The sequence below is a fragment of the Pontixanthobacter rizhaonensis genome (assembly GCF_012972675.1).
GTDB classification, from domain to species: domain Bacteria; phylum Pseudomonadota; class Alphaproteobacteria; order Sphingomonadales; family Sphingomonadaceae; genus Pontixanthobacter; species Pontixanthobacter rizhaonensis.
Genome location: NZ_JABCRE010000002.1, coordinates 418,740 through 443,313, shown reverse-complemented (window position 1 = coordinate 443,313; position 24,574 = coordinate 418,740). Strand labels below are relative to the sequence as shown.

At 56.6% G+C, this 24,574-nt stretch carries 23 protein-coding genes; 5 read left to right on the top strand and 18 right to left on the bottom strand.

Features of this window, described 5'->3' with window-relative positions:
• The first annotated feature begins 96 nt into the window (after positions 1-96).
• Genes cobA through HKD42_RS01950 form a run of 5 tightly spaced genes read left to right on the top strand, consistent with a single transcriptional unit; the run spans position 97 to position 3,996 of the window.
• Positions 97-855, top strand: a complete 759-nt coding sequence (gene cobA, locus HKD42_RS01970) for a uroporphyrinogen-III C-methyltransferase (protein WP_170009808.1) — start codon at positions 97-99, stop codon at positions 853-855.
• Positions 852-1,148 (top strand): DUF2849 domain-containing protein, encoded by a 297-nt coding sequence (locus HKD42_RS01965; RefSeq protein ID WP_170009806.1) that lies wholly within the window; start codon positions 852-854, stop codon positions 1,146-1,148. Before cobA ends, HKD42_RS01965 begins: the two co-directional genes overlap by 4 nt.
• Positions 1,148-2,779, top strand: coding sequence for a nitrite/sulfite reductase (locus HKD42_RS01960; protein ID WP_170009804.1), 1,632 nt, complete (start codon positions 1,148-1,150; stop codon positions 2,777-2,779). The genes HKD42_RS01965 and HKD42_RS01960 overlap by 1 nt, the downstream gene beginning before the upstream one ends.
• Positions 2,772-3,209 carry a DUF934 domain-containing protein gene (locus tag HKD42_RS01955; protein WP_170009802.1) on the top strand — a complete coding sequence of 146 codons (438 nt, stop codon included), beginning with the start codon at positions 2,772-2,774 and terminating at the stop codon, positions 3,207-3,209. The genes HKD42_RS01960 and HKD42_RS01955 overlap by 8 nt, the downstream gene beginning before the upstream one ends.
• Positions 3,202-3,996, top strand: a complete 795-nt coding sequence (locus HKD42_RS01950) for a phosphoadenylyl-sulfate reductase (protein WP_170009800.1) — start codon at positions 3,202-3,204, stop codon at positions 3,994-3,996. Before HKD42_RS01955 ends, HKD42_RS01950 begins: the two co-directional genes overlap by 8 nt.
• 4 nt (positions 3,997-4,000) lie before the next feature.
• Here the strand turns inward: HKD42_RS01950 and HKD42_RS01945 are convergent, their stop codons facing one another.
• From HKD42_RS01945 to mraY, 18 genes are all read right to left on the bottom strand, one after another.
• The gene (locus HKD42_RS01945; protein WP_343042129.1) at positions 4,001-4,918 is read right to left on the bottom strand and encodes an NAD-dependent epimerase/dehydratase family protein; all 918 of its coding nucleotides are present in this window, start codon (positions 4,916-4,918) and stop codon (positions 4,001-4,003) included.
• A complete protein-coding gene (gene proB / locus HKD42_RS01940) occupies positions 4,915-6,048 on the bottom strand; it encodes a glutamate 5-kinase (protein ID WP_170009799.1) in 1,134 nt (377 codons plus the stop codon). Before proB ends, HKD42_RS01945 begins: the two co-directional genes overlap by 4 nt.
• A gap of 56 nt (positions 6,049-6,104) precedes the next feature.
• Positions 6,105-7,160 (bottom strand): GTPase ObgE, encoded by a 1,056-nt coding sequence (obgE, locus tag HKD42_RS01935; protein WP_170009797.1) that lies wholly within the window; start codon positions 7,158-7,160, stop codon positions 6,105-6,107.
• Positions 7,161-7,223: 63 nt separating this feature from the next.
• The gene (locus HKD42_RS01930) at positions 7,224-7,934 is read right to left on the bottom strand and encodes a hypothetical protein (RefSeq protein WP_170009795.1); all 711 of its coding nucleotides are present in this window, start codon (positions 7,932-7,934) and stop codon (positions 7,224-7,226) included.
• 163 nt (positions 7,935-8,097) lie between these two features.
• Positions 8,098-8,871, bottom strand: coding sequence for a Bax inhibitor-1/YccA family protein (locus HKD42_RS01925; protein WP_170009793.1), 774 nt, complete (start codon positions 8,869-8,871; stop codon positions 8,098-8,100).
• Positions 8,872-8,983: 112 nt separating this feature from the next.
• Entirely contained in the window at positions 8,984-9,790 is an 807-nt protein-coding gene (locus tag HKD42_RS01920) for a pyrroline-5-carboxylate reductase family protein (RefSeq protein WP_170009792.1), read from the bottom strand.
• Positions 9,791-9,819: 29 nt separating this feature from the next.
• Positions 9,820-10,326, bottom strand: a complete 507-nt coding sequence (locus HKD42_RS01915) for a type III secretion system chaperone family protein (protein ID WP_170009790.1) — start codon at positions 10,324-10,326, stop codon at positions 9,820-9,822.
• A 182-nt stretch (positions 10,327-10,508) separates the two neighbouring features.
• Positions 10,509-12,284, bottom strand: a complete 1,776-nt coding sequence (locus HKD42_RS01910; RefSeq protein WP_170009788.1) for an SPOR domain-containing protein — start codon at positions 12,282-12,284, stop codon at positions 10,509-10,511.
• Between the two features lie 26 nt (positions 12,285-12,310).
• Positions 12,311-13,996 carry a cell division protein FtsZ gene (gene ftsZ, locus HKD42_RS01905; protein WP_170009786.1) on the bottom strand — a complete coding sequence of 562 codons (1,686 nt, stop codon included), beginning with the start codon at positions 13,994-13,996 and terminating at the stop codon, positions 12,311-12,313.
• A 123-nt stretch (positions 13,997-14,119) separates the two neighbouring features.
• Positions 14,120-15,400 (bottom strand): cell division protein FtsA, encoded by a 1,281-nt coding sequence (ftsA, locus tag HKD42_RS01900; protein WP_170009785.1) that lies wholly within the window; start codon positions 15,398-15,400, stop codon positions 14,120-14,122.
• On the bottom strand, positions 15,400-16,299 hold the full coding sequence (locus HKD42_RS01895; RefSeq protein ID WP_170009783.1) for a cell division protein FtsQ/DivIB: 900 nt from the start codon (positions 16,297-16,299) through the stop codon (positions 15,400-15,402). The genes ftsA and HKD42_RS01895 overlap by 1 nt, the downstream gene beginning before the upstream one ends.
• Positions 16,286-17,275 carry a D-alanine--D-alanine ligase gene (locus HKD42_RS01890; RefSeq protein ID WP_170009781.1) on the bottom strand — a complete coding sequence of 330 codons (990 nt, stop codon included), beginning with the start codon at positions 17,273-17,275 and terminating at the stop codon, positions 16,286-16,288. Before HKD42_RS01890 ends, HKD42_RS01895 begins: the two co-directional genes overlap by 14 nt.
• Complete coding sequence (murB, locus tag HKD42_RS01885; RefSeq protein WP_170009779.1) at positions 17,272-18,237, bottom strand: UDP-N-acetylmuramate dehydrogenase; 966 nt, start codon at positions 18,235-18,237, stop codon at positions 17,272-17,274. Before murB ends, HKD42_RS01890 begins: the two co-directional genes overlap by 4 nt.
• A complete protein-coding gene (gene murC, locus HKD42_RS01880) occupies positions 18,234-19,664 on the bottom strand; it encodes a UDP-N-acetylmuramate--L-alanine ligase (protein WP_170009777.1) in 1,431 nt (476 codons plus the stop codon). The genes murB and murC overlap by 4 nt, the downstream gene beginning before the upstream one ends.
• Positions 19,661-20,872: an undecaprenyldiphospho-muramoylpentapeptide beta-N-acetylglucosaminyltransferase gene (murG, locus tag HKD42_RS01875; RefSeq protein WP_170009775.1), complete on the bottom strand. Its 1,212-nt coding sequence runs from the start codon at positions 20,870-20,872 to the stop codon at positions 19,661-19,663. The genes murC and murG overlap by 4 nt, the downstream gene beginning before the upstream one ends.
• Positions 20,869-22,125, bottom strand: coding sequence for an FtsW/RodA/SpoVE family cell cycle protein (locus tag HKD42_RS01870; protein WP_170009773.1), 1,257 nt, complete (start codon positions 22,123-22,125; stop codon positions 20,869-20,871). Before HKD42_RS01870 ends, murG begins: the two co-directional genes overlap by 4 nt.
• Positions 22,122-23,462, bottom strand: a complete 1,341-nt coding sequence (murD, locus tag HKD42_RS01865) for a UDP-N-acetylmuramoyl-L-alanine--D-glutamate ligase (protein ID WP_170009771.1) — start codon at positions 23,460-23,462, stop codon at positions 22,122-22,124. The genes HKD42_RS01870 and murD overlap by 4 nt, the downstream gene beginning before the upstream one ends.
• 7 nt (positions 23,463-23,469) lie before the next feature.
• Entirely contained in the window at positions 23,470-24,540 is a 1,071-nt protein-coding gene (mraY, locus tag HKD42_RS01860) for a phospho-N-acetylmuramoyl-pentapeptide-transferase (RefSeq protein ID WP_170009769.1), read from the bottom strand.
• Between the last annotated feature and the right edge of the window lie 34 nt (positions 24,541-24,574).

The window sequence follows — 24,574 nt, the reverse complement described above, 5'->3', positions numbered from 1 at the left end:
TCAGGGCACGTTACACTATCAGCCTAATACCTTTGCTTGCCGAACTAAAATCCATTCTCGCTGGCGAATAGGGGCTGCTCGGCCCATTTCGCCAGCATGACACACACAGGCACAGTATACCTCGTTGGGGCGGGTCCCGGCGATCCAGAGCTGCTGACGCTGCGCGCTGCGCGGCTGATAGAAAGCGCATCGCTGATCGTGCATGACGGTCTGGTTGATCCGGCCATTCTCGCGCTCGCCAGTGCAGATGCGCGGCTGATATCCGTCGCCAAAAAACGGTCAAAGCACACCTTGCCGCAAGATCAGATTAACGCTTTGCTGGTGCGTGAAGCACGCGCGGGCCGTGATGTGATAAGGCTCAAAGGCGGCGACCCGTTCGTATTCGGGCGCGGCGGCGAAGAAATGGAAGACTGCCATGCAGCCCGCGTTCCCGTTCAGATCGTACCCGGTATCAGCGCCGCCAATGGCGCAGCGGCAGCGTCCGGAATCCCGCTAACCCACCGTGACAGCGCCAGCATCGTCAGCTTTGTGGCAGGCCAATGCAAAGGGTTGAAAGATCAGAACTGGGCAGGTCTGGCAGGCAAGAACCGCACATTGGTGATCTATATGGGCGTAAAAACAGCGCCGCAAATTGCTGAAAAATTGATGGAAGACGGGCTGGCACCAGATATGCCGGTGGCCATTATCGAAAACGCCGCACGGCCTGAAATGCGCGTCTTGCGCGGACCGCTGGCGGCGCTTCCCCAACTGGTTGAACAGCAACAGGTCATCAGCCCTGCCCTTATCGTGATTGGCGATGTGACAGCGCGGGAAAATACGGCCGTGGCACAAATGGCTTTGGAGGCCGCAGCATGATTATTCTTACTGGTAACGATTTGAAAAGCGGCGCTGTCGTTTGGTGGGATGGGGCCGAATGGTCGCTCCACATCGAAAGCGCGGTGGATGTGGGTGACGAAGCAGAAGCGATCATGGCGCGCGAAGAAAGCGCCCGCCGTGTCAATGTGCCCTATTCTGTCGAGGCAACGCTGACAGACGGTATCGCCCGCCCAAACCATATTAAGGACCGGGTACGCGGCCTTGGCCCGACTGTGCGCCCTGATCTGACACTAAAGCCTGACAATCCGGCTGCGATTGAGGAAATCGTCTGATGTATAAATATGACCAATATGACCAAGCAATGGTCGATGCCCGCGTCGCGGAATTCCGCGATCAGGCACAGCGCCGCATCGACGGGAAGCTGACCGAAGACCAGTTTAAACCATTGCGTTTGATGAATGGTCTCTATCTGCAATTGCATGCCTATATGCTGCGCGTTGCTGTGCCCTATGGCACGCTGAACAGTACACAGATGCACGTACTCGCGGACATCGCGGACAAGTATGATCGCGGCTACGGGCACTTCACCACCCGTCAGAATATCCAGTATAACTGGATCAAGCTGGAAGATGCGGGCGACATTCTCGCCGATCTCGCCAAAGTGGAAATGCACGCCATTCAAACCAGCGGCAATTGCATCCGCAACATCAGTTCCGACCACTTTGCTGGCGCTGCGCAGGATGAGCTAGTTGATCCAAGGCCTTACGCCGAACTCTTGCGACAATGGTCCAGCTTCCATCCGGAATTCATGTATCTACCGCGCAAGTTCAAAATCGCGGTCATTGCCAGCGACACGGACCGTGCGGCGATGCGGCTGCATGATATCGGCATCCAGATCGTCAAAAATGCTGACGGTGAAATCGGCGCGTCCTTCTATGTTGGCGGCGGCATGGGGCGGACCCCGATGATCGCGCCCAACATTCGTGACTTTGTTCCGCTCGACCAGCTCATCACCTATTCCGAAGCCTGCCTGCGCGTCTATAACCGCTATGGTCGGCGCGATAACAAGTACAAAGCACGGATCAAAATTCTCGTCCATGAATTGGGCGCAGAGGAATATACTCGGCAGGTCGAGGAAGAGTTTGCCCATCTACTCGAGCAAGGCATCGAACCGCCAATTGCCGAGCTAGAGCGGATCAAACCTTTCTTCGCTGACCCGGCCTTTGAAGACGGTACCAAAACCGTGGATCGCAGCGATCCAGACTTCGCACTATGGGTCGATCGCAATACGCATCGTCATAAACATGATAGCTATGTCAGTGCGGTAGTCAGCCTGAAACCCGTTGGCGGAATTCCCGGCGATGCAACGGCAGAGCAAATGCATCTGATGGCCGATCTGGCCAAGGAATACAGCTTTGATGAACTGCGCGTCATGCACACGCAGAACATCGTTCTGCCGCACGTAAAAATCGCTGATCTGCACGCGCTATGGACCAAACTGGAAGCCGCAGGGCTGGGCACACCAAATCTGGACCAGATTGGCGATATCATCGCGTGCCCTGGTCTCGATTATTGCAGCCTCGCCAATGCGCGTTCGATCCCGCTCGCACAGAAAATCTCCGAACGGTTCAAAGCCAACGGCAAGGAAGATACGCTCGGCGAGCTTAAGCTCAAAATCTCCGGCTGCATCAATGCCTGCGGGCACCACCACGCCGGCCATATCGGTATCCTCGGCGTGGATAAAAAAGGCGTCGAGAATTACCAATTGTCATTGGGCGGCAGCGAAGCTGAAGACACTGCGTTGGGCAAGATCACCGGGCGCGGTTTTGACGAAGATGGCGTGATCGAAGCGGTGGAAACCGTGACCGACGTTTACCTTGCTCAAAAAGAGGATGGGGAGCGCTTTCTCGACACCTATAACCGAATTGGCATGGCCCCATTTAAGGAGGCGCTTTATGACTGATCTTCTGCGTTTTCGCGACGATACGCCCACAACAGATCCCGTTGCTGCCTTTGAAACATGCTGCGACCAAAGCAACGCCACCGCCGTCCGGATTGAACCGGGTGATGATGCGCGTGCACTGCTTACGTTTCTTGACCGGCTGACTTTGGTCGAAGTCAATTTTCCGGTCTATGGCGATGGACGCGGCTATTCCGCTGCGCGGATATTGCGCGAAGCCGGGTTCGACGGAGAAATCCGTGCGGTTGGTGACGTTTTGGTCGATCAGCTGAACAATATGCGCCGGTGCGGGTTTGATGCATTCCAACCAAACGCTCCGCTTGATCGGGCGGATGCTGATGCAGCATTCAAAACATGGCCCGAAGTCTATCAAGCGACCACAGATGGCCGGAACCCGATCTGGAATATCAGACACGGTGCCAACCATGAATGAGCTACGCGCGATTGACCGGATTGATACCGGCCCCCGCTTTACAGACGAAGATGCCGTGCGTCTCAACCGTATGTTTCGCGGGCAGGACACGCGCGAGATGCTGGGCAATTTGATCGCTGACGGTTTGGCCGGTGATTTGGCAACCGTATCCAGCTTTGGCGCAGAGAGCGCGGTCTTGCTGCATTTGATCAGCGAAGTTGCGCCGGATTTGCCCGTGCTATTTTTGGATACGGGCAAACATTTTCCCGAAACATTGGCGTATCGTGACGCGCTTATTGCCAAGCTTGGCCTGACCAATCTGCGCAACCTAACGCCTGATGCAGAAACGCTGGAAAAGAAGGATGAGACCGGCCTGAGATGGTCATATGATCCTGATGGCTGCTGCGACATTCGCAAGGTAATACCGCTGGCAAATGCGCTGTCGGATTACGACGCAACACTGACCGGGCGCAAAGCCTTCCAATCGGCAACGCGCGCTAACTTGCCGCGCTTTGAAGTGGACAATTCAGACAGCCAAGGGCGCCTCAAAATCAATCCGCTGATTGATTGGACATCAGACGATATCGAAGCCTATTTTGACGAGCACGACCTGCCCCGCCATCCTTTGGTGGCGCAGGGGTATCCCTCTATTGGCTGCGGCCCGTGCACGAACAAAGTTGCGCCTGGTGAAGACCCACGTTCTGGCCGTTGGAAGGGCTGGGACAAGACCGAATGCGGGATCCACACGCCGGGGTCAGAAGATGGCGACACCAGCGACCTGCCACCAGGCTACGACCCGGCGTTCTAAGGCATCATAGCCAATTGTTGGCTTGGTACCATTCGGCGGTGCTTTTCAGCCCCTTATGTGTTTCGATACTGGGCTGCCAGATATCGGCCGGCACTGCCTTATCAGACCGTGCCACCCAATTGGGATGGCACATATACCCTACCCGGTCGGCAGTGAGTTTCGCCGCATCGCCGCGCATCAAGCGGTCTGTCCTGGCTGCCATATCCAAAACCGGCTTGGGCAGCTGCGCAACAAAAGGATTGCGGCCCATCGCTGTACCAATCGCCTTGGCCATCTCTTGATGGGACCAGCCGCCTTCGCGCCCGTCATCAGGTTCAAACATTCGGCGGCGTGTTTTCGGTGATGATGGAATAAGAGCGATCAGCAATTCAGCCAAATCATCGACATGGATCATCGACGTTGCGCCGCTGGGCGGCATCGGGATGACGCCCCAACGCGCAGCCTTGAACAGTTCCAGCATATCATTGTCACGCGGGCCATAGACAGCCGGGGGGCGAACCATTGTCCAATTGAGTCCGCTTCCCATGACCAGCTCTTCAGCCGCCAGTTTGGAAGCTCCGTAGCGGGATAAATCAGGCTTGCGAGCTGACAGGGAGGAGACAAATACAAAGCGCTTCACTTTGGCCGCCTTCGCCGCAGCAATGACGGCCGCTGTGCCATCAACATTGGCAGCAGTGAAATTCGCTGGATCAGGCGTATTGGTCAGCCCCGCAATATGGATCACTGCGTCTGTGCCGCTTACCAGATCGGCCAGCGCAGCATTGTCTGACAGGCTGCCCTGCACCCACTGCACCTCTGGCCGGTCCTCTGGGACTTTGCGGGCCAAGGCTTTCGCTTTGATGCCCTTTGCAGCCAGCCCATCAAGCACAGCCTGCCCGACGAAACCGGTTCCGCCCGTAACCGCGACCATACCCTCGCTCACAACAATACCATTTGATCACGGTGGACAACGGCGGACCGCGGCGCGTGTCCCAACACCTCAGCCTGCTCTTCATGCCGTTTTCCGGATAAAGCGGCGCACACAGCCGCATCGTATTCCACCAGGCCCTGGGCAATCGCGCAGCCATCTGCATCCTTGATCGACACCAATTCACCGCGCTGGAAACTGCCATCGACTTTGGTGATGCCTGCCGCAAGCAAGCTCGCCCCTTTGGCCAGTGCTGCGATGCAGCCCTCATCAACAGTCAGGCTGCCAGCGGGCGCAATCCGGCCGCCCAGCCAAGCCCTGCGTCCGCCATCTTGGCGGGTGGGAATAAACAGCGTTCCAAGATCTGCATCCACAGCCGCCGAAACCGGGTGGTCCCGCGTGCCATTGATGATCGCCAGCGCAATACCGGCACGTTCGGCAATCTCGGCCGCCTGAATTTTGGAAATCATCCCGCCGGAACCCAAGCCGCTTGCGGAACTGCCACTTGCCATGGACCGGATATCGTCCGTCACACCCTCTACAATGGGGATGAGGCGCGCACCCGCTTGGGACGGGTCACGGTCCATCAAGCCATCGACATCGGACAGCAGCAGAACAGCATCGGCCCCTGCCGCCTGCCCTACCCGCGCGGCCAGCCGGTCATTATCGCCAAACCGGATTTCCTCTGTCGCGACGCTATCATTCTCGTTCACGATCGGCACCACGCCGCAATCGAGCAACCGTTCCAGAGTGGAGGATGCATTCAAATAGCGACGCCGATCTTCCAGATCACCAACAGTGACCAGAATTTGCGCCGCGTTCAAACCATGCGTCTGAAGCTTCGATGACCATAATCCTGCCAAGCCAATCTGGCCGACAGAGGCTGCCGCTTGCGCATCGGCCAAGTTGGCCCGTCCGCCTTTATCGAGATGTAGCCGCGATGCGCCCAATGCGATCGCCCCAGAGCTTACCACCACAACCCGTTGGCCCTTAGCGTGCATCGCAGCGATTTCCGCCGATAGGCCGGACAACCACTCTTCACGCGGCTGGCCATTGGCATCAACCAGCAATGCCGAGCCGACTTTAACGACCAGTGTTTTGCAGCTATCTGCGGAAACAAGCTGTCTGAGAGTTTTGATTGCCATGATCAGTCAAATAGCGTCCGGCCTAATACATGAACAGCGTCGTTAGACAGAGTGCATCAAATCGGGGACCAAGGCTTTGCCTCATCCAGATTTTCCTCTTCCGCTGCATTGGTTTCGGTCGACGTCCGGTCGGGCAGATATGATAGAACCGAATCGAGTAAGTCACTGATACCGCGGCCTGTTGCGCCCGAAATCGCAAACACCTCGTCAGCGCCAGCTTCGCGTAATTCGGCGGCGAAACCCCGAACCAGTTCAGTATCCGCCAAATCGGTTTTGTTCAGCACGATCAGTTGCGGTTTGCTTTCCAGATCAGCGCCATAGGCTGCCAGCTCGTTCTGCACGGTCACCATCGCCTCTGCGGGATCGCTGCCAGAAATATCAACCAAATGGATCAGCACCCGGCAGCGTTCGATATGCCCCAAAAACCGGTCACCAATACCGGCGCCATCGGCTGCGCCTTCGATCAGTCCCGGAATATCGGCAATCACGAACTCGCGCGCTTTGTGCTGCACGACGCCAAGTTTGGGGACCAAGGTGGTAAAGGCATACGCCCCAACCTTCGCCTTCGCGTTGGATACAGAGTTGATAAATGTGGATTTGCCTGCGTTAGGAAGGCCGAGCAAGCCGACATCCGCCAGCAGCTTGAGCCTCAACCAGACCCACATTTCTTCTGACGGTTCACCCGGTTGATGCTGACGCGGCGCGCGGTTGGTGGAGCTTTTAAAGCTAGCATTGCCGCGTCCGCCCATGCCGCCTTCAAGCATCACCACCCGCTGGCCGACTTCGGTGAAGTCAGCGATCACGTCCTCTTTATCTTCGGACAGAACCTGCGTGCCAACGGGCACTTTGATCACCAGATCATCAGCGCCTGCGCCATAACGGTCGCGGCCCATACCATGGCTGCCACGTTTCGCTTTGAAATGCTGCGCGTACCGAAAATCGATCAGCGTGTTGAGGCCTTGAACGGCTTCAAAAATAATATCGCCGCCCTTGCCCCCATTGCCGCCATCGGGGCCGCCATATTCGACATACTTCTCGCGCCGGAAGCTAACCGCCCCCGGGCCGCCGGCACCGGACTTCAAATAGATCTTGGCTTGGTCAAGGAAATGCATGACGCGCCCTTAGGAGCAAATCACCGATATGGCCAGCACCGTGCCTGCCATATCAAAACAGCGTTAACCGCCCGGTGTTTCAACCGGCTCTATCGGTGCAGGGGGAACAGCAGGAGGCGGGGCGTATTCTGCATCCCACGCTGCCACATCGATCTGATATTGCTCATACTGTGTGTAGAAATTATCGAACACGCTGTCCAAGACGGGTAAGTTCGCCAGCGCGAACCCATCCAGTTCAGCAGACGTCACGCCAACAGATGCATTGGCGACTTGTAAGGCTGTATCACAAAAATCCCGCTTGGCCGGTGGCAATGCGAAGTAGTTATAGACTTGCGTCATATACCCATCAAATTCATCACGGTACCGGCGTCCGTGCTCAGCGCGAAATTCGCGGATGATGACATCATTCACAGTTTTGAGCTTGCTGCGATTTTGCTTCAGCAGCTCGGAATATGCGGGCAAAATACCGGCATATCGCGGTGCTAAACAATTTAGCGCGGCCACATTCAAACCGGACCGCAGATTCCATACCGATTGCGCGGTTGTAATATTAGAATTGACAGAGAGACGGATGCCATCGGGTCCGCGCGGCGGGATATACATTCCCAGAGCAGCCCCACCCGGAGGTACCGGACGTGCTGGAATGACCTTCACAGGAGGCGGAGGTGGCGGCGGAGGCGGAGGTGGCGGCGGAGGCGTTACGCACCCTGCCAATAGGGCGAGCCCCATCAGGGTTCCTGCAAGGCGAATTCTGGCAGTGTTCGATTGGAACATGAAAAGCGGCCTCCTTAGCGCGCAATAAGCTTTGTTCTCTTGAGTCTGACTATTGTCTGAAGGTCAACCCTAATGAGTCAATCATGTAAAAAAAATGCCCGGAATGCATCACGCACTCCGGGCATCTTAATTCTCGTTCAATGCACCGCCAAGGGTGTTGAAATCAGTCTTGGCTGCCGAGGAAGCTCAACAGGAACTGGAACATATTGATGAAATCCAGATAGAGCGTCAGCGCACCAAGGATCACCATTTTTCCAACCGGATATTGCTGGGCAACCGCAGGGTTGGTCACCATTGCCTGTTGCACAGCCAAATATTCCATTTTCAGACGCTGTGTGTCGTAAGCGGTCAAACCCGCAAAGATCAGCACACCGATGAAACTGATGGCATACATCAGCGGCGCGGACTGGATGAACATATTGGCGATCATCGCGACAATCAGCCCGACTACACCCATGATCAGGAAGCTGCCCATGCCGGACATATTCTTCTTTGTGGTATAACCGAACAGGCTGAGGCCTGCGAAGGCTGCCGATGTCGCGAAGAATGTTACCGCAATTGATCCGCCAGTGTAGCGCAGGAAGATGGTCGATAGTGACACACCCATCAGAACTGCAAAGGCCCAGAACATGATCTGCAATGTCCCGGTGCTGAATTTATTGCGCCCGAAGCTCATCGCGAACACGATTGCCAGCGGTGACAAAACAACCAGCCACATGATCGGGCTACCGACCATTGCAGCGGCGTAACCAGCATTGGCGAACACCATTGCGATGATGCCTGACAGCAAAACGCCGGATGTCATGTAATTATAAATCGAAAGCATATGCTTCCGTAGACCTTCGTCAAAGACGGCACGGGTACCGAGATCACCGGCAGCGCCGGGTGCAGTACCGAACCCAGATCTTTCCTGACGGGTATCGTTCCAATCAGCCATGTCGAATTAAACTCCTTTTCCCGAAACCCCTATAGGTATCGGCTCTGGTTACGATATTGGCATTTACACCGCGTTTTTCAAGCAAAACCGGACTCTTGCGTGATCATCAGCGTTAACCCTGTTTTCGGGCCTGCTCCGCCATTTCTGCCCCTCTGTCTCTCGCACTGCGTAGACATTCGGTCAGTAATTTTTTGAGCGCATCGTCCGCATCGAGCACATCCAGGCCTTTTTGGGTCATGCCGCCAGGGCTGGCCACCCGCCGCGCCAGTTCGCCCGGGGAATGTTCTGATGCGGCAGCCAATGCCGCTGCGCCATCAACCATAGCGGTGGCCAACCGCCCCGCTTGGGCAGGATCAAGGCCCAGTTCGGCGGCACCGGCGGCCAGCGCATCTATGAAGCGGTAAACAAAACCGGGGCCTGACCCGGCCAATGCGGTCACCAAATTAAACTGGCTTTCATCGTGAAGCCACTCTGCCGTGCCGATATCTGATGCCAGCTGCGTCACGGCCGTTATTCGCGGCTCGCTCAGGCCTTCCGCGACAAGCGCATTAGGCGATTTTCCCAATGCAACAGCCAGATTGGGCATAAAGCGCACCACCCCGGCTGCCTGCGGGAAACGATCGCGCAAGCTGGAAAGTTCAACCCCTGCCAAAACCGACAGGATCACGGTTTCGCTGCCTGCCAAAGCTGCCAATCCGCCAGCAATATCATCCAGCATATGCGGCTTCACACCCAGCAAGATCGCATCGAAACCTGCATCGGGCCAAGAGTTATGCACCATCAGATCATGCGCAACCCTGGTCTTGTCAGGGTGATAGACCTCAAACCGTGACGCCGGATAACCTGCCGCGATCCAGCCATCGACCATTGCCCCCGTCATTGTGCCGAAGCCAACGATCAGTATCTTTTCAAATGCCATTATGCGTGCCTTCTATCTGAAAGCTTGACCTAAGCCTCACCAGCCGCATCGACAAGCGCGCTATCCAGCGCATCACGCGGCGCTTTGTCACCCCACAGTACAAACTGGAACGCGGGGTAGAACCGGTCGCATTCTTCCACTGCCGTTTCGACCATCGCCTGCGCCTGATCGAGCCCCATCATCCCGCCACTGCCCAGCATTGCGCCGTTGCGATAGACCAACACGTTGCCGGTTGACCAAACATCGAAATGACCAAGCCACATCTGTTCATTGACCAGCGCCAGCAGCTCGTAAGCACCCGTCAGCTTATCGTCCGCCACACGGATATCGGGCAAACACAAAAGCTGGAGCACCTTGTCTTCAGCACGCCAGATCGCCCGCATTTGATATTTGGTCCAACTGCCTTGGATTTCGCCTGACAATTCTTCGGGTGACAAGGTTTCAAATGGCCAACCGCGCGCTTCAAACAAAGCGGCCAGCATATCGACTGGTGCAGCATCATCATTACCGGGAAAGGCGTGTTGAGCCACTCTCATAGAGAAAGGCTTTCACGTGAGTGGCTAAACGCAATAACGTTAAAAGGCCGATTACCAAATATCATATTGGCGGGATGAAGCGGCGGCCCGTTTGGCGCAATGCCAACTGATACAGTGGCTGGGGAGAAGTAAAATTGCCTGTTCAAACTCTGTGCAAAAGCACCAAGTGGCGCGAGCTCAGACTAGCGCAGTTTTTCGATTTCCTGCCCCTCCGGGCTAGTGAAGGTAAAGCTATCAATGTCATTTTCTTTCAATGAATTCATAGCATTACGCGCAGCTTTAGACGTGCTGTACGGACCTGCCAGCAATCGGTTGGATTGCCCCCAAGGGGTCACAAATGGTCCTTTTCCCTCTAGATCGCCATCTGCCTTGCGGCTTATCCGCCGCCAGTCAAAGCGCAGTGCGCTACGATCTTTACCCGTGGCGATTTGCACCCAGAAGCGCCGGGGGTGCTTGGGCTTTTCCGGTTCGGCCTTTTTCTCAGCAACTGGCTTTTGGGCCACTTCGCGTGGAGGCTTGATCGCGGTAATATCAACACCGCCGGTCGGCTTCGCGGCGGGCACCGTTTCCAGCGACAGATTGGCAAACGCCTCCGCCACACTCTCTGGCTTGGGCGGAATAGGCTGAACGACAGGATTGGACGTGGTCGCAATCGGCTGTGCAACGTCTGCCAAATCGAATCCGCTGGCCTCTTCCCTCACCGCCACAGACGATGAAGCCGTGCCGGACGCTGCCTGCGCCACGGCCACTGGTGCTGGAACCGGCGTGACTGGTTCCGGCGTCGGCTCCGGCGTAAGCGCTGCTGGCTCCGGAGTAGGCGTTGCTGGTGCAGCTATTGGCGCCGCTGGCGTCGCCGCTGGTGACGTGGCTGTAGAGGCACCGGCACTCGGTATTGCTTCCACCGCCGCTAAACGCACCGGCTCAACCGCGCTTCCACCCCTGTCGGGGCGGCGGCGCTGGCTGGTATTGTCCGGCTTGGCCCCCAAGGGCTGCCCTTGCGGCGTTAAGCGGGCATCCGCGTTCCGTCCGGCCTCCGCCCGTCCGATATACCCTGCAATTTGCGGGGTATCCCGGCCGATTTGGGCCGCCCGGGGGAATATCCCAAGATTGGCAGCGGCAGCTTGCTGTGCTTTGGTGAGGCGCGGCATGTACCGCAAATACGGGGCTATTCGTGCCGCCATATCGCGCTGCATAACAGCTTCGGTAATGGCGATTGCTTCATCTTCCTCACCCAATATAGCAAGGCCGAAAGCTCTGGTCCGGTAAGATGCAAAATCCTGCGCCTCAAGCAGAGGCAGCAACACCGCCTCAAACTCTTCGCGATTACCGGCGATTGCGTGGCTGAGTGAAAAACGGCGGCGCGCTATTGTATTCTCGCGTCCGTTAAGGGCCTGAAGATAATACCGCTGCGCCGCGGCATTGTCGCCGACCAAATCATAGGCAAGCCCGCGATCCATCGCCAACGCACCCGCAGAGGTTCCGGCACGCTCAGCTTCGTCAAATAGGGCCAGTGCCTCTATCGGGCGCTGTGTCCGAACGAATGCCGCGGCCAAACCAATTTTCACTCTCGGATTGTTGGGTGAAAGATCATCGGCGCGACCAAAAAACCCAATCGCCGCATCAATATCATTGACCGCCAATGACGCATTGCCCGCGTCGATCAAAGCGCCGATATTCTGCGAATTACGGGCAAGCACTCGCAAGGCAGAATTGAGTTTGGTCACTTCAGCTGGCGGCAGCGGTTGGACCACTGGCCGGGAAACTACCGGAGCACTCGACTGTGCCTGAGCCACCGATGCGCCCGGCATGGCCAGCATAGCGATCCCGCAACCCAGAGCCGCTTTCGATACTGTAGAACCGCGCAATTTACAGGCCACAGACACAGGCCACCAACCTTCCAACTTACCAAGCCAAACCAATATACCATCGGCGCGATAGGCTCGACAATATGAACCCATCGGGAACGGTCAAACCGCTACAGTCCCTATTGGTTGTTTTGGCGGCCAAGAAAACGCGGGATGTTAAGCGATGACGCATCGTCGCCGCTATCATCAGCATCGTCCTCGTCCTCTTCTTCGCGATTGCTGCTCCGAGACAGGTTCGCCATCCGCTCAAACAGGGTCTTTCCGGCTATCCCGCCACCGCCACCAGCGGCAGCTCCGCCGCTAGTTTCGGCAGCGCCCCCTTCATCTCCGGCGACCAGATTACGGCGCCGTCCGGCACCGCCTTGCACAGGAGCATCTTCTTGGGAAAGTTTGTCAGCGTCGAGAAGCAGTTCATCTTGATCGGTAGATGACTTCGCTGGCTGCTCTGGTGTTTGATCGGCCTCTGCAACCAAGTCGAGCGGCGCGGGTTCGGGCTCGCTCGCTTGATTAGTAGCAGGCTGAGCAGCCTCTGTATCGTCGTCCGAAGCACCCCAGTCATTGTCTTCTGGTTCTTCGGCAGCAACTTCTTCCTCTTGCGATTGACGCAAACCGGCTAGCGGATCGACGATTTCATGGACGTCATCATCGTCATCGTCCTCTTCATCATCCAAGGACAGTTCTGCAAATGGCTGCGGGATTGCCGGTGCCGCCGCTTCAACCGGGGCAGGCGCTTCTTCCACGGCCTCTTCTTCCGGCAAATCCAGGACCGGCCGTTTTGGTGCACGGCTGCCGCCCATCGACAATGAGTGCGTTTCACCCGAACCATCGACCATGCCTGATGCGGGTTCAATACCCGTGGCCACGACAGAGACACGGATTTTGCCATCGAGTTCAGAATTGAATGCAGAGCCCCAAATGATGTTGGCATCTTCATCAACCAATTCGCGGATGTGGTTCGCGGCCTCATCCACCTCAAGCAGCTTCATATCTTCGCCACCAATGATGGAGATGATCACACCTTTCGCGCCTTGCATAGACACACCGTCGAGCAGCGGGTTCGCAATGGCGCGCTCTGCCGCTTCCAATGCGCGGTTTTCGCCTTCGCCCTCGCCAGTACCCATCATGGCCTTGCCCATTTCTTCCATCACCGACTTCACATCAGCGAAATCGAGATTGATCAGGCCCGGCATAACCATCAGGTCGGTGATAGAGCGAACGCCTTGCTGCAGCACTTCATCAGCGAGCTGGAATGCTTCTTTAAATGTCGTTTCAGCCTTGGCGACCAAGAATAAATTCTGGTTCGGGATAACGATCAAAGTATCGACGTGCTTTTGCAGCTCTTCAATACCGGCATCCGCCGCCCGCATCCGGCGCGTGCCTTCAAACAGGAATGGCTTGGTCACAACACCAACCGTTAGAACACCCTTACGCCGTGCTGCTTCTGCAATAACAGCCGCCGCACCAGTACCGGTGCCGCCACCCATACCAGCGGCGATGAAGCACATATTCACGCCTTCCAGCGCGTCTTCAATTTCCGATACTGTTTCTTCGGCGGCAGCTTTGCCGACTTCAGGCCGCGCGCCCGCGCCCAAACCACCGGTACTTTCCGGCCCGAGCTGTATGCGTGTATCCGCCACTGCATTGTTGAGCGCCTGCGCATCCGTATTCGCTACAATGAAGTCCACACCTTCAATCTTTGCGGCGATCATGTTGGCAATCGCATTGCCGCCAGCACCGCCAACACCAATTACGGTGATTTTGGGGCGGAGCTCATCCGATGCTGCTGGGCCGATATTGATACTCATGGGGTGTCCCTCCAAGGGAAAATACACAGATTTAAATACTGTTTTGAATCTTGGCACAAAGCGAATCGCCCGTGCATAGGGTTAATGGTCTTATCCACAGCGGTGGATAATTGTTGATCCATCTTAAAAATACTCTTTCAAGGCACGAAATACCTTACCAGCCATCGCCGTGCCAGTGGCTTTTACGGTTTCCTGATGGTGCGATTGGATGGACCGGATATCCACAGGATCATCAGCAGCATAAAGGCATAGGCCCGACAAAGTCGCAAAGCCCGGCGTCGCATGGGCCTCTGGCAAACCGCGCAATGACGGCGCTTTGCCGATGCGCACAGGCCGGCCAAGCGCGCTTTGTGTGAATTCCGCGATACCGGCCAATTCTGCGCCGCCGCCGGTTAAGACCACTTGGTTACCGCGTGCCCCGGCAAAGCCGAGCTCTTTAAGCGCTTTGTTAATCGCGTCAGTCAGGCGGGATAATTCTTCCGTCACGACCGATACCAGTTCCGCTCTCGGGATCCGGTTTTTGTCATCTGCCCCGCGTGCGATAGGCCCTTCACCGCTGTCAGACGGTCCGCCCACCGGGATCATTTCGCGATGATCAGTCGGACTGGCAATGGCAGATCCTGCCACGCATTTCAGCCGTTCCGCCTGAAAGCGGCGAATACCAAAGGCGCTTGCAATTGCGTCTGTTATGTCAGCTGCACCCAGCGGAATAGCCTTCAAACCCAGCAGCATACCCGCCGCATAGACAGAGACATTGGTAACATCACCGCCAATCTCGATCAGGGCGGTGCCAAGCTCCCGCTCTTCCGGACTGAGGCAGGCATAGCCGCCAGCAATTGGCGCGGCGACGACACTTTCGACATCGAGATGCGCGTTTTGAACAGACTCAATCAGATTGCGGATCGGCGCTCCATCGGCCAGCATCACGTGAATATCAACGCCCAGCCGTTCTGCGTGCAGCCCCTTAGGATTGGCCACGCCATGCGCCCCGTCCAAAGTATAATGTGCCGGCTGTGCGTGCAGCACCATGCGGCCATCGGGCTGGATCGAATCCCGCGCGGTCAGCAGCAATTGTTCAATATCTTCTTCTTCGATCCGGCGGCCGCCAATATCGATTTCTACCTTGGCAATCTGGCTGGCAAGCCCTGCCCCGGCGCAGCCGATCCAAACGCTAGACACGCTGGTTCCAGCATTTTTCTCCGCGCGTTCTACAGCATCGCGGATGGCATAGGTCGCCCCCGCCATATCGGTGATATAGCCGCGCTTGATCCCTTGGCTGGCGCGGTGGCCCGACCCCAGAACGATCATCTCGCCGGTTTCCGACATTCCCATAATCATGGCCGAGATACGGAATGACCCGACATTAACGGCCCCGAAGACCTTACTGATACGCGGCAACGGCATTAGCTACCTCCGCTGGTGTTGAGGATTTCCTTCGATCGGCCCGGAATACGCATATAAATGCGTTCTGGTGCGCGCATATCAAAAGTTGCCACTTTACCGCCCAGCAGCCGGCTCTTCCCGTCCAGCTGTGCGAATTGGATCAGCGCCGCTGCGGCGATATCATCACCTTGCGGCAGCGCCAACATCTGGCCGGTCCCGAAAGTCAGGTTCCAGCGGCGATTGCCGATCCATTCTGCTTCCGCCACTTGCGGCTTCAGCGCCGGCGCAGAGTCGAGCAATGTAGTAAGCTCTGCCACATATTTGCGAGAGCCTGGGCCAGACACGATCAGCATACCCTTGGCATTCGCTTCTGAAATCGGCTCCAGCTCCGCGCCGGTGCTGTCAATCAGAACCATCCGGTCAGGCTTCTTCAGCACTGCATGCGGCACGCGTTCGACAATATCGACAACGATCGTGTCAGGCAGCTGGCGAGAAACCCGCGCATCTTTAACCCAGTTAAGCTCCAGCAAATCATCACGGACCAAACCAAGGTCGACGTCGGTCATCGCCTGACCAAGCTGAACCCGCTGATAGATCTTCAGTTCATTGATCCGGTCACCGCCGCGAAGCGTAACCTTATTCACGACAAAGCCTGAATCCTGCGCCAGAAAAGATAGCTGTTGTTGCGCCATGGCCGGAACACCGGCCAAACTTGCAACAAACCAAGCGAGCGCCACTGCACCGCCTAAAATGATGGCCAAAAACACACGGTGCAATTGTTCATCCGTAAACGGCAACAAAGCCATCACGGAATCCAAAACCGAACCGGTCTTTGCCTTGGCGCTGCGGGCCTTTGTCGCCCTGCTGGAGGCCGCAGCCGAGCGTCTAACGCCCTTTGCTTTGCGCTTAACTGTCGCCATGCGCTGATCCTTTCTCTGCGGGCTGGGCTGAGTGGGTGCGAAGCGCCTCGGCAACAATTGCCTCGACCAGATCACCGTAATCCATGCCGCAATATTTCGCTTGCTCGGGAACGAGGCTGAGCGGGGTCATGCCTGGCTGGGTATTTGTTTCCAGCACAAATAGGCCCGCCTCGCCTTGTTCATCATCCCAGCGGTAATCAGTGCGGCTGGTGCCTTTGCAGCCAAGCACCTGATGCGCCTTTACCGCATAATCGAGGCATAGTTTGGTGATATTTTCCGGCAGATCAGCCGGACAAATATGGTCGGTCATGCCGTCGGTATATTTGGCGTCAAAATCATAAAAACCGCTTTTGGGGACCAGCTCTGTAACAGTCAGCGCGCGCGGCCCGTCGGGACCGTCGATGACCGCAGTGGTCATTTCCCGTCCGCGAATGAACGGCTCGGCCAACAAGTGTTCAAATTCCTGCCAAGGGCCTGCAGCATCGCGCCGGATGGGGTTACCGTAATCGCTGTCATCCGTCACGATAGCCACGCCGACAGATGACCCTTCATTGACCGGCTTCAATACAAAGGGGCGCGGCAGCGGGTCGGATGTATGGAGTTCTTCACTCGCCACAATCCGCCCGCCCGGCATGGGAATACCCGCCGGAACAAGCGCCTGTTTGGTCAGCTCTTTATCAATTGCGATAACCGACGTGGCGAGACCCGAATGCGTGTAGGGCACGCCCATCAGATCCAGCATCCCCTGTACCGTCCCGTCTTCACCGGGAACACCGTGCAGCGCGTTGAACACCACATCCGGCGCTGCGTCTGCAATGCGGGCCGCAACGCTGCGGTCCATATCAATCCGGGTTACCCGGTGACCGCGTTCTTCCAGCGCATCCGCAATGCCATTCCCGCTCATCAAGGATACCGGGCGTTCATTGGCCCAACCGCCCATCAGGACAGCGATATGCAGTTTGGGTAATTCGCTCATGGCCGCCCCACCCGCTGGATTTCCCATTCCAGTTCAACCCGCGACTGCGCATAGACGCGGCGGCGGACTTCTTCACCCAGGCCTTCGATGTCGGCGCTGGTGGCATCACCGGTATTGATCATAAAATTCGTATGCTTCTCGCTCACTTGGGCACCGCCCATTGTCAGACCGCGACATCCGGCATCATCAACCAATTGCCACGCCTTTTTCCCTTCAGGATTTTTGAAGGTGGAACCGCCCGTCTTGCTGCGCAGTGGCTGGGAATTTTCACGAGCCTCGGCAATCCGGTCCATCTCCGCGCCAATCTCTGCCGGATCACCTGCGCTGCCTTGGAGACGCGCGCTAATAACCACCGCGCCTTCGGGCAGGGAGGAATGGCGGTATGTATACGCCAGGTCCGCTGCTGGAAGAGTATGACACTGCCCGTCAGGCATAATCACGTCGCAATCAATCAGCGCATCGGCAACTTCGCGGCCATATGCACCGCCGTTCATGCGCACAAACCCGCCAACTGTGCCGGGAATGCCGCGCAGGAATTCCAAGCCTGCAATGCCGGCATCGCGGGCGGTGGATGATACCAGAATCCCGCTCGCGCCGCCGCCACAAACCAGCACGTGATCGCCGTGATCTTCGACCCGTGAAAATGGCTTTCCGAGCCGCACCACAACCCCCGGCACACCGCCATCACGGACAATCAGGTTGGAACCAAGGCCAAGCGCCATCACCGGTAAATTGCCACCAAGCCGGTCCAGAAATTCAATCAAATCCGCTTTATCGGCAGGCTCAAACAACCAATCAGCTGCCCCGCCCGCTTTGAACCACACCAATTTGGCCAGCGGCGCATTCTGCGTCAGCTTGCCGCGAATTCCGTCGGTGGAAACAGGCGCCGCTAGCGCGCCTTCCACTTCGCAAGATGGCGCGCGGCCATTGTCATTAAGTGCATGATCACCGGCTTGATTCATGATGCAGAACCAGCCTTTTCACTCTCAATCGCAGGGGCAAGATTGGCGGCCCATTTGGTAATATCGCCTGCGCCAAGGCAAACCACGATGTCGCCCTCTTCCAAATCACCTGCGATAGTCTTCGCAAGATCGCTTTCGCTGGCCACTGTGGCAGCAAAACGATGTCCGCGCGATTTCAAGCCCGATACCAACGTATCGGAATTCACCCCGTCGATCGGTTCCTCACCCGCTTCATAGACCGGCGTGACATACACTTGGTCCGCATCATTGAAGCAGTTCTGGAAGTCATCCATCAAATCATTGAGCCGCGTATAACGATGTGGCTGCATCACCGCTATGACACGGCCTTTGCCCTTGGCGTCCACGCTTTCGCGCGCTGCGCTTAACACTGCGGTAATTTCGACCGGGTGGTGCGCATAATCATCAATAATCACTGCCCCAGACACATTGCCCACTTTGGTAAAGCGGCGGCGCACCCCGGTAAATTCACCAAACCCGCCGCGAATGACATTATCGGCACAGCCCATTTCCACTGCCACAGCAATTGCCGCCAGCGCATTCTGCACATTGTGGCGGCCGGGCATGGGCAGCTGAACACCTTCGATCCGGCGATCTTCTTCGCCGCGCTGGCGGACCACAACATCAAATTCATTACCGCCATCAACCGGGCGGATATTGACCCCGCAAATATCAGCTTGCAGCGAGAACCCGTAGGTTATTACGCGCCGGTCGCGCACTTTCCCGACGACTGCTTGCACCTCTGGATGATCGATACATAGGATCGCTGCACCATAGAACGGCACGTTATGGATAAACTCCACAAATGCGTCCTTCACCCCGTCAAAATCACCATAGTGATCAAGATGTTCCGGATCGATATTGGTGACGACGGCAATGGTGCCATCAAGCCGCAAAAAGCTGCCGTCGCTCTCGTCAGCTTCTACAACCATCCAATCGCTATCGCCCATGCGCGCGTTGGAACCATATTGTTCAATGATACCGCCATTGATGACGGTCGGGTCGACATTACCCGCATCAAGCAACGCTGCGATCATGCTGGTTGTCGTTGTTTTGCCATGCGTCCCGGCCACCGCGACGGTGCTTTTCAAACGCATCAATTCTGCCAGCATTTCAGCCCGGCGGACAACCGGCACACGGTCTTCCAAAGCTTGGGCGACCTCTGGGTTGGTGCGTTTAACGGCTGTGGAAGTCACCACAACAGCAACACCTTCCACGTTTTCCTTGGTATGGCCGATTTTCACCGTGATGCCGCGCTCTCTCAAACGCAGCACGCTGGGGCTCTCGGCCAGGTCAGACCCTTGAACCGAATAGCCCAGATTGTGCATCACTTCGGCAATTCCGGACATGCCGATCCCGCCAATACCCACAAAATGGACTGTTCCAATATCGGTGGCGACGCCCTTCATTCTGATCCAACCTTTGCTGATACATCTTTGGCTGCAGAGGATGCAGGCTTGACGCTTTGGGCTGCCCCTTGCCTGTGTTTGCCGTCCACACGAATGACATCCATCAAATCCGCCCCGCCAGCACTCTCGATCAAGTCAGCCAAATCTTTCACCGCATCGGGCCGGCCACAATTCCACGCGCCATGTGCTGCCGTGGCCAAAGTCTCTGGCCGCTGCGCCATTGCCTGAATCTGCTTGGCCAGTTCCTTCGCAGTAAAGCGGGGTTGTTTGATCGCCCTGGCCCCACCCGCTTTGACAACTTCACGGGTGTTGTCGGTTTGATGATCATCCGTCGCGATTGGCAGCGGCACCAAGATTGCCGGACGGCCCACGGCAGTTAACTCTGCAATGGTGGACGCACCGGCGCGCCCGATAAACAGATGGGCGTCTGCCAATCGCGCGGCCATATCTTCAAAATAGGTGCCAAGCTCGGCAGGGATATCGTGAGCGCGATATCGTTCGCGTACTGCATCCAAATCTTCAGCACGGCATTGCTGCGTGACTTGCAAGCGGGACCGCAAGGCAGGTTGCAACATCGCAAGACCATCCGGGACGATTTCGGACAGGATATTCGCCCCTTGGCTTCCGCCTGTCACCAATACGCGTAACAAGCCATCATCAGTGAAGGCGGGAAACGGTTCATCACGCAGTTGCAACAGTTCTGGCCGGACAGGGTTGCCCACCAGATGCACCTTGTCGGCATATTTGGCTTTCAGCCGCTTAACCCCCGGGAACGCAGTTGCAATTGCCTGAACACGGCCAGCAAGCAAGCGATTGACCCGGCCCAGAACAGCATTCTGTTCGTGCACCAAGCTCGGAATATCTGCCGAAGTCGAAGCCAACAATGCCGGCGCAGCGGGATAACCGCCAAAGCCAATCACTGCACTGGGTTCAAAACTTTCAAACAAGCGGAGCGCCATACGCCGCCCCTCCATAATTGAACGCAGGCCGGGCACCCAGCTTAGCGGATTTTTGGTAATCCGCCCCGCGGGTAGAATATGCGCCGGAAGAAAGTCTGGCTTGCCGGGAATATTGGCCCCGCGCTCATCCGTGATCAACGCAACATGATGGCCCCGGCGGTCGAGCTCAATCGCCAGAGCAAATGCCGGGATAAGATGCCCGCCAGTACCGCCGGCTGCGAGAACGAAGTGTTTGCTTGCGCCGCTCATGGGCTATTCCTCTCGCGGTCATTCCCGCCAAAACTGGGTACTTGGTCAGCCAGAATAGTCCGCAGACCCGGAGACTGCCGTTTCAAATATGGATTACGCCGCGTGATCGCCAGCAACAAGCCGACTGTCAAACACACCGCGATGGTGGACGAACCGCCATAGGATACCAAGGGCAATGTCATGCCTTTTGACGGGAACAGCTGCAAGTTCACCAGAATGTTGATGAAGGCTTGCCCGCCAATTTGCGTGACCAATCCGGCCCCGGCCAGCAGAGTGAACAAATTGTCTTCATTGGCAAGGCGCATCAGCACCCGCACTATGATCGCAAGATAGAGCGCCACGATAATCGCGCAGGCGATCAGGCCAAACTCTTCCCCGATCACAGAGAAAATATAGTCAGTATGCGCTTCCGGCAGGTTGTTCTTGCGTACACCCAGCCAAATGCCGCTACCGGTCCAACCGCCGGCAAGCAAAGTCCGCTGGGCCAAATCAACTTGGTCGAACGCTGTACCACCGCCCAAAAATGCGTCGATCCGGTTGCGCGCATTATCATACAGAAAATAGGTTGCTGTAAGCAGAGCCATCGCTCCGCCGATAAGCATTGCAAGCCGTTTTACCGGCACACCCGACAGCAGCACCAAAACGAACCACACGCCGCAAAACAGCAATGTTGCTCCCAGATTGGGCTGCATCATCATCAGCGCGGCTACCATGCCCATAATAAGCGTAACAACCGTCAGCACAGGCAAATGCGGATCTTTCAATCGCCACGATAAAATCCACGCGAGCGCAATCGCGAAACCGGGCTTCAGGAATTCAGACGGCTGAAACCGCATACCAAAGTTGAGCCAACGTTTGGCACCATTTACTTCGTAACCAATGAGCGGAACCAGCAACAAACAGAAGATCATGCCCGCTGCGATCAGCACGCCGATGCGCCGCGCATTCTCTTGCGAGAGCATAGAGGCGGCAATCAGCACCCCCAAACTGATGATCTGCCACCGCAGATGCGCCCAATAAAAGTAAAGTTCAGGCAATTGGACTTCATCGGTTGATAGACGGTCGGCGCTGGCCGGTGAAGCCGCAAATACGGCAGCCGTTCCGATGGCCATCAGTCCCAAAATTAAAAACAGCAGAACCCGGTCAATCTCCCGCCACCAAATGCGTAATTCAGCACGCTTGGAGCTTTGAAAACGCTCGGTCGCCATCGCGTGATCACCGCTGCGCGGGATATAGGGCTGTGTCGTGCTCATCGGCCATCCATCCCCGTAGCGTTACTGTCCCCGGATTGATCAGCAGTGAGCGCATTCACGATCTGGCGGAAGTGCTCGCCGCGCGTTTCGTAATCACGAAACTGGTCAAAGCTCGCACAAGCCGGTGATAGCAACACCACATCACCCGGCACCGCTTGGGCAACGGCCTGCTTAACAGCTTCGCACAAAAGCTCGGAACGATGCACGTTTACCTGACCTTCCAGAAGTTCCGCAAAGCGCGGGCCAGCATCACCGATGGTATAAGCGGCGGCTATATTCGGGAGATATTGCTCACATTCCCCTAAGCCGTCTTCCTTAGCCAGCCCCCCGACAATCCAATGGATGCGCGGGTTGGGGGATAGCGGATAAGCTGCCAGCGCCGGGGCAGCGGAGGCCTGATTGGTCGCCTTGCTATCGTTGATAAACAAAACCCCGCGATGCTCGCACACGAATTCCATGCGGTGCGGAAGCCCGCGGAAACTGCGCATCCCGCTCTCAATATCGGGACCAGAAACCCCCAGCATTTCGCAAGCAACACGGGCGCATTGCAAATTCTCTAGATTGTGCGGCCCCTGTAGCGAGGGCCATTGGCTTTGATCTTCAGGACGGCTTTCAGCATCAACAAAAGCCACGAACTGGTTGAGGCCGCTTGCTTGATCTGCGCCTGCTTCGGTCGAGGCGGAAACCACAGCCTGGCTATCTTCCGACTGCATCTTTAGCAGCCTGCCTTTGGATGCCGCATAGGCCGCGAACCCATCATACCGATCGAGATGATCGGGTGTAATATTGAGCAAAATCGCCACTTCGCAATCAAGGCTGCGGGTCAGGTCAATCTGATAGCTGGATAGCTCCAGCACATAAACACCGCCCGCAGGCAGCGGATCTTCACCCAAAATTGGCACGCCGATATTGCCGCCCATCCGCACGGGAAGCCCGGCCTGTTCCAACACATGGGCGATCAGAGCGGTGGTGGTGGATTTGCCATTAGTGCCTGTAATTCCCACGACCTTGTGCTGCGGCAAGCTGCCACGCGCCAAGGCGAATAATTCAATATCGCCAATTACGGGCACGCCAAACTTGGCGGCGTGTTCTGCGATTGGATGTGTGTTCAACGGCACACCGGGTGACACAACAACGCCGTCATAGCCGGTCAGATCAATGTCCAACGGATCGACCAATTCAGCGCGCCCTTCCAATGCGGCGCGCGCCACATCTTGCCGGTCCCAGGCTGTTACCTCAGCGCCGCTCGCCAGCAGGGCTTCAGCCGCCGCAAGGCCCGATCGGGCCAGACCCAGAATGGCATATCGTTTGCCGCGGAAGGCATCAGAGGTGATCACGTCTGGCTCATCTTAGCTTCAGCGTTGCCAACCCCGCCAAAGCCAGAACAATCGATACAATCCAGAACCGGATCACCACCGTCGATTCCGCCCAGCCCTTTTGTTCAAAATGATGGTGGATCGGCGCCATGCGAAACACGCGTTTGCCAGTCCGCTTGAACCAGAACACTTGGATGATGACAGACAAGGCTTCCATCACAAACAGGCCGCCGACAATCGCCAACACAATTTCGTGATGCGATGCGACAGCAATCGCGCCCAGCGCGCCGCCCAAAGCCAAGCTGCCAGTATCGCCCATAAACACGGCTGCTGGCGGGGCGTTGAACCATAGGAACGCAAGACCCGCACCCATGATGGCTGAACACAGGATCGCCAGTTCACCTGCGCCAGGAACGTGGGGAATACCGAGATATTCGGAAAAATCGGCACGGCCAACAAGATAGGCAATAATTGCGAAGGTACCGGCAGCGATGATCACCGGCATCGTGGCCAAGCCGTCGAGCCCGTCTGTCAGGTTTACAGCATTACCCGCGCCAACGATGACAACAGCCGCAAAGACATAGTAAAACGGCCCCAGCGGAATCGAGACATCCGACAAGAACGGTACATACAGATTGGTATTGATCTGACTAACAATGATATAGGAAGCGATGCCCGCCACCACGAATTCCATCAGCAGGCGGACTTTGCCTGACACGCCTTTGTGGCTGCCTTTGGACACTTTGTCATAGTCATCAAGGAAGCCGATCAAGCCAAAGCCAGCGGTCACAGCCATACACGCCCAGACAAACGGATTGCGTAAATCCATCCACAGCAGCATCGCCAGCATCAGGGCAATGATAATCATCAATCCGCCCATTGTCGGCGTGCCGCGCTTAGCCAAGTGGCTTTGCGGGCCATCTTCACGGATCGGTTGACCTTTACCCTGACGGACGCGGAGCATGTTAATGAAGCGCGGGCCGATAATCAGCCCGATAATCAACGCAGTGATCAGCGTCGCACCAGAACGGAACGTCTGGTACCGTATCAGGTTGAAAACACCTTCAAAATTCAACCATTCTGCAATCAGATAGAGCATTCAGCTTCCCTTATGCGCCCTTGGGTATGACCTT

Bases quoted from the DNA above. Each gene is read 5' to 3' on its own strand.
- HKD42_RS01960 (WP_170009804.1), top strand. From the start codon at position 1,148: ATGTATAAATATGACCAATATGACCAAGCAATGGTCGATGCCCGCGTC.
- HKD42_RS01920 (WP_170009792.1), bottom strand. From the start codon at position 9,790: ATGGCATTTGAAAAGATACTGATCGTTGGCTTCGGCACAATGACGGGG.
- ftsA (WP_170009785.1), bottom strand. From the start codon at position 15,400: ATGCCGTTGCCGCGTATCAGTAAGGTCTTCGGGGCCGTTAATGTCGGG.
- HKD42_RS01915 (WP_170009790.1), bottom strand. From the start codon at position 10,326: ATGAGAGTGGCTCAACACGCCTTTCCCGGTAATGATGATGCTGCACCA.
- HKD42_RS01870 (WP_170009773.1), bottom strand. From the start codon at position 22,125: ATGAGCACGACACAGCCCTATATCCCGCGCAGCGGTGATCACGCGATG.
- HKD42_RS01965 (WP_170009806.1), top strand. From the start codon at position 852: ATGATTATTCTTACTGGTAACGATTTGAAAAGCGGCGCTGTCGTTTGG.
- HKD42_RS01910 (WP_170009788.1), bottom strand. From the start codon at position 12,284: ATGGGTTCATATTGTCGAGCCTATCGCGCCGATGGTATATTGGTTTGG.
- mraY (WP_170009769.1), bottom strand. From the start codon at position 24,540: ATGCTCTATCTGATTGCAGAATGGTTGAATTTTGAAGGTGTTTTCAAC.
- murG (WP_170009775.1), bottom strand. From the start codon at position 20,872: ATGAGCGGCGCAAGCAAACACTTCGTTCTCGCAGCCGGCGGTACTGGC.
- murB (WP_170009779.1), bottom strand. From the start codon at position 18,237: ATGAATCAAGCCGGTGATCATGCACTTAATGACAATGGCCGCGCGCCA.
- proB (WP_170009799.1), bottom strand. From the start codon at position 6,048: ATGGCAATCAAAACTCTCAGACAGCTTGTTTCCGCAGATAGCTGCAAA.
- murC (WP_170009777.1), bottom strand. From the start codon at position 19,664: ATGAAGGGCGTCGCCACCGATATTGGAACAGTCCATTTTGTGGGTATT.
- HKD42_RS01925 (WP_170009793.1), bottom strand. From the start codon at position 8,871: ATGGCTGATTGGAACGATACCCGTCAGGAAAGATCTGGGTTCGGTACT.
- HKD42_RS01950 (WP_170009800.1), top strand. From the start codon at position 3,202: ATGAATGAGCTACGCGCGATTGACCGGATTGATACCGGCCCCCGCTTT.
- HKD42_RS01930 (WP_170009795.1), bottom strand. From the start codon at position 7,934: ATGTTCCAATCGAACACTGCCAGAATTCGCCTTGCAGGAACCCTGATG.
- obgE (WP_170009797.1), bottom strand. From the start codon at position 7,160: ATGCATTTCCTTGACCAAGCCAAGATCTATTTGAAGTCCGGTGCCGGC.
- ftsZ (WP_170009786.1), bottom strand. From the start codon at position 13,996: ATGAGTATCAATATCGGCCCAGCAGCATCGGATGAGCTCCGCCCCAAA.
- cobA (WP_170009808.1), top strand. From the start codon at position 97: ATGACACACACAGGCACAGTATACCTCGTTGGGGCGGGTCCCGGCGAT.
- HKD42_RS01955 (WP_170009802.1), top strand. From the start codon at position 2,772: ATGACTGATCTTCTGCGTTTTCGCGACGATACGCCCACAACAGATCCC.
- HKD42_RS01890 (WP_170009781.1), bottom strand. From the start codon at position 17,275: ATGAGCGAATTACCCAAACTGCATATCGCTGTCCTGATGGGCGGTTGG.
- HKD42_RS01895 (WP_170009783.1), bottom strand. From the start codon at position 16,299: ATGGCGACAGTTAAGCGCAAAGCAAAGGGCGTTAGACGCTCGGCTGCG.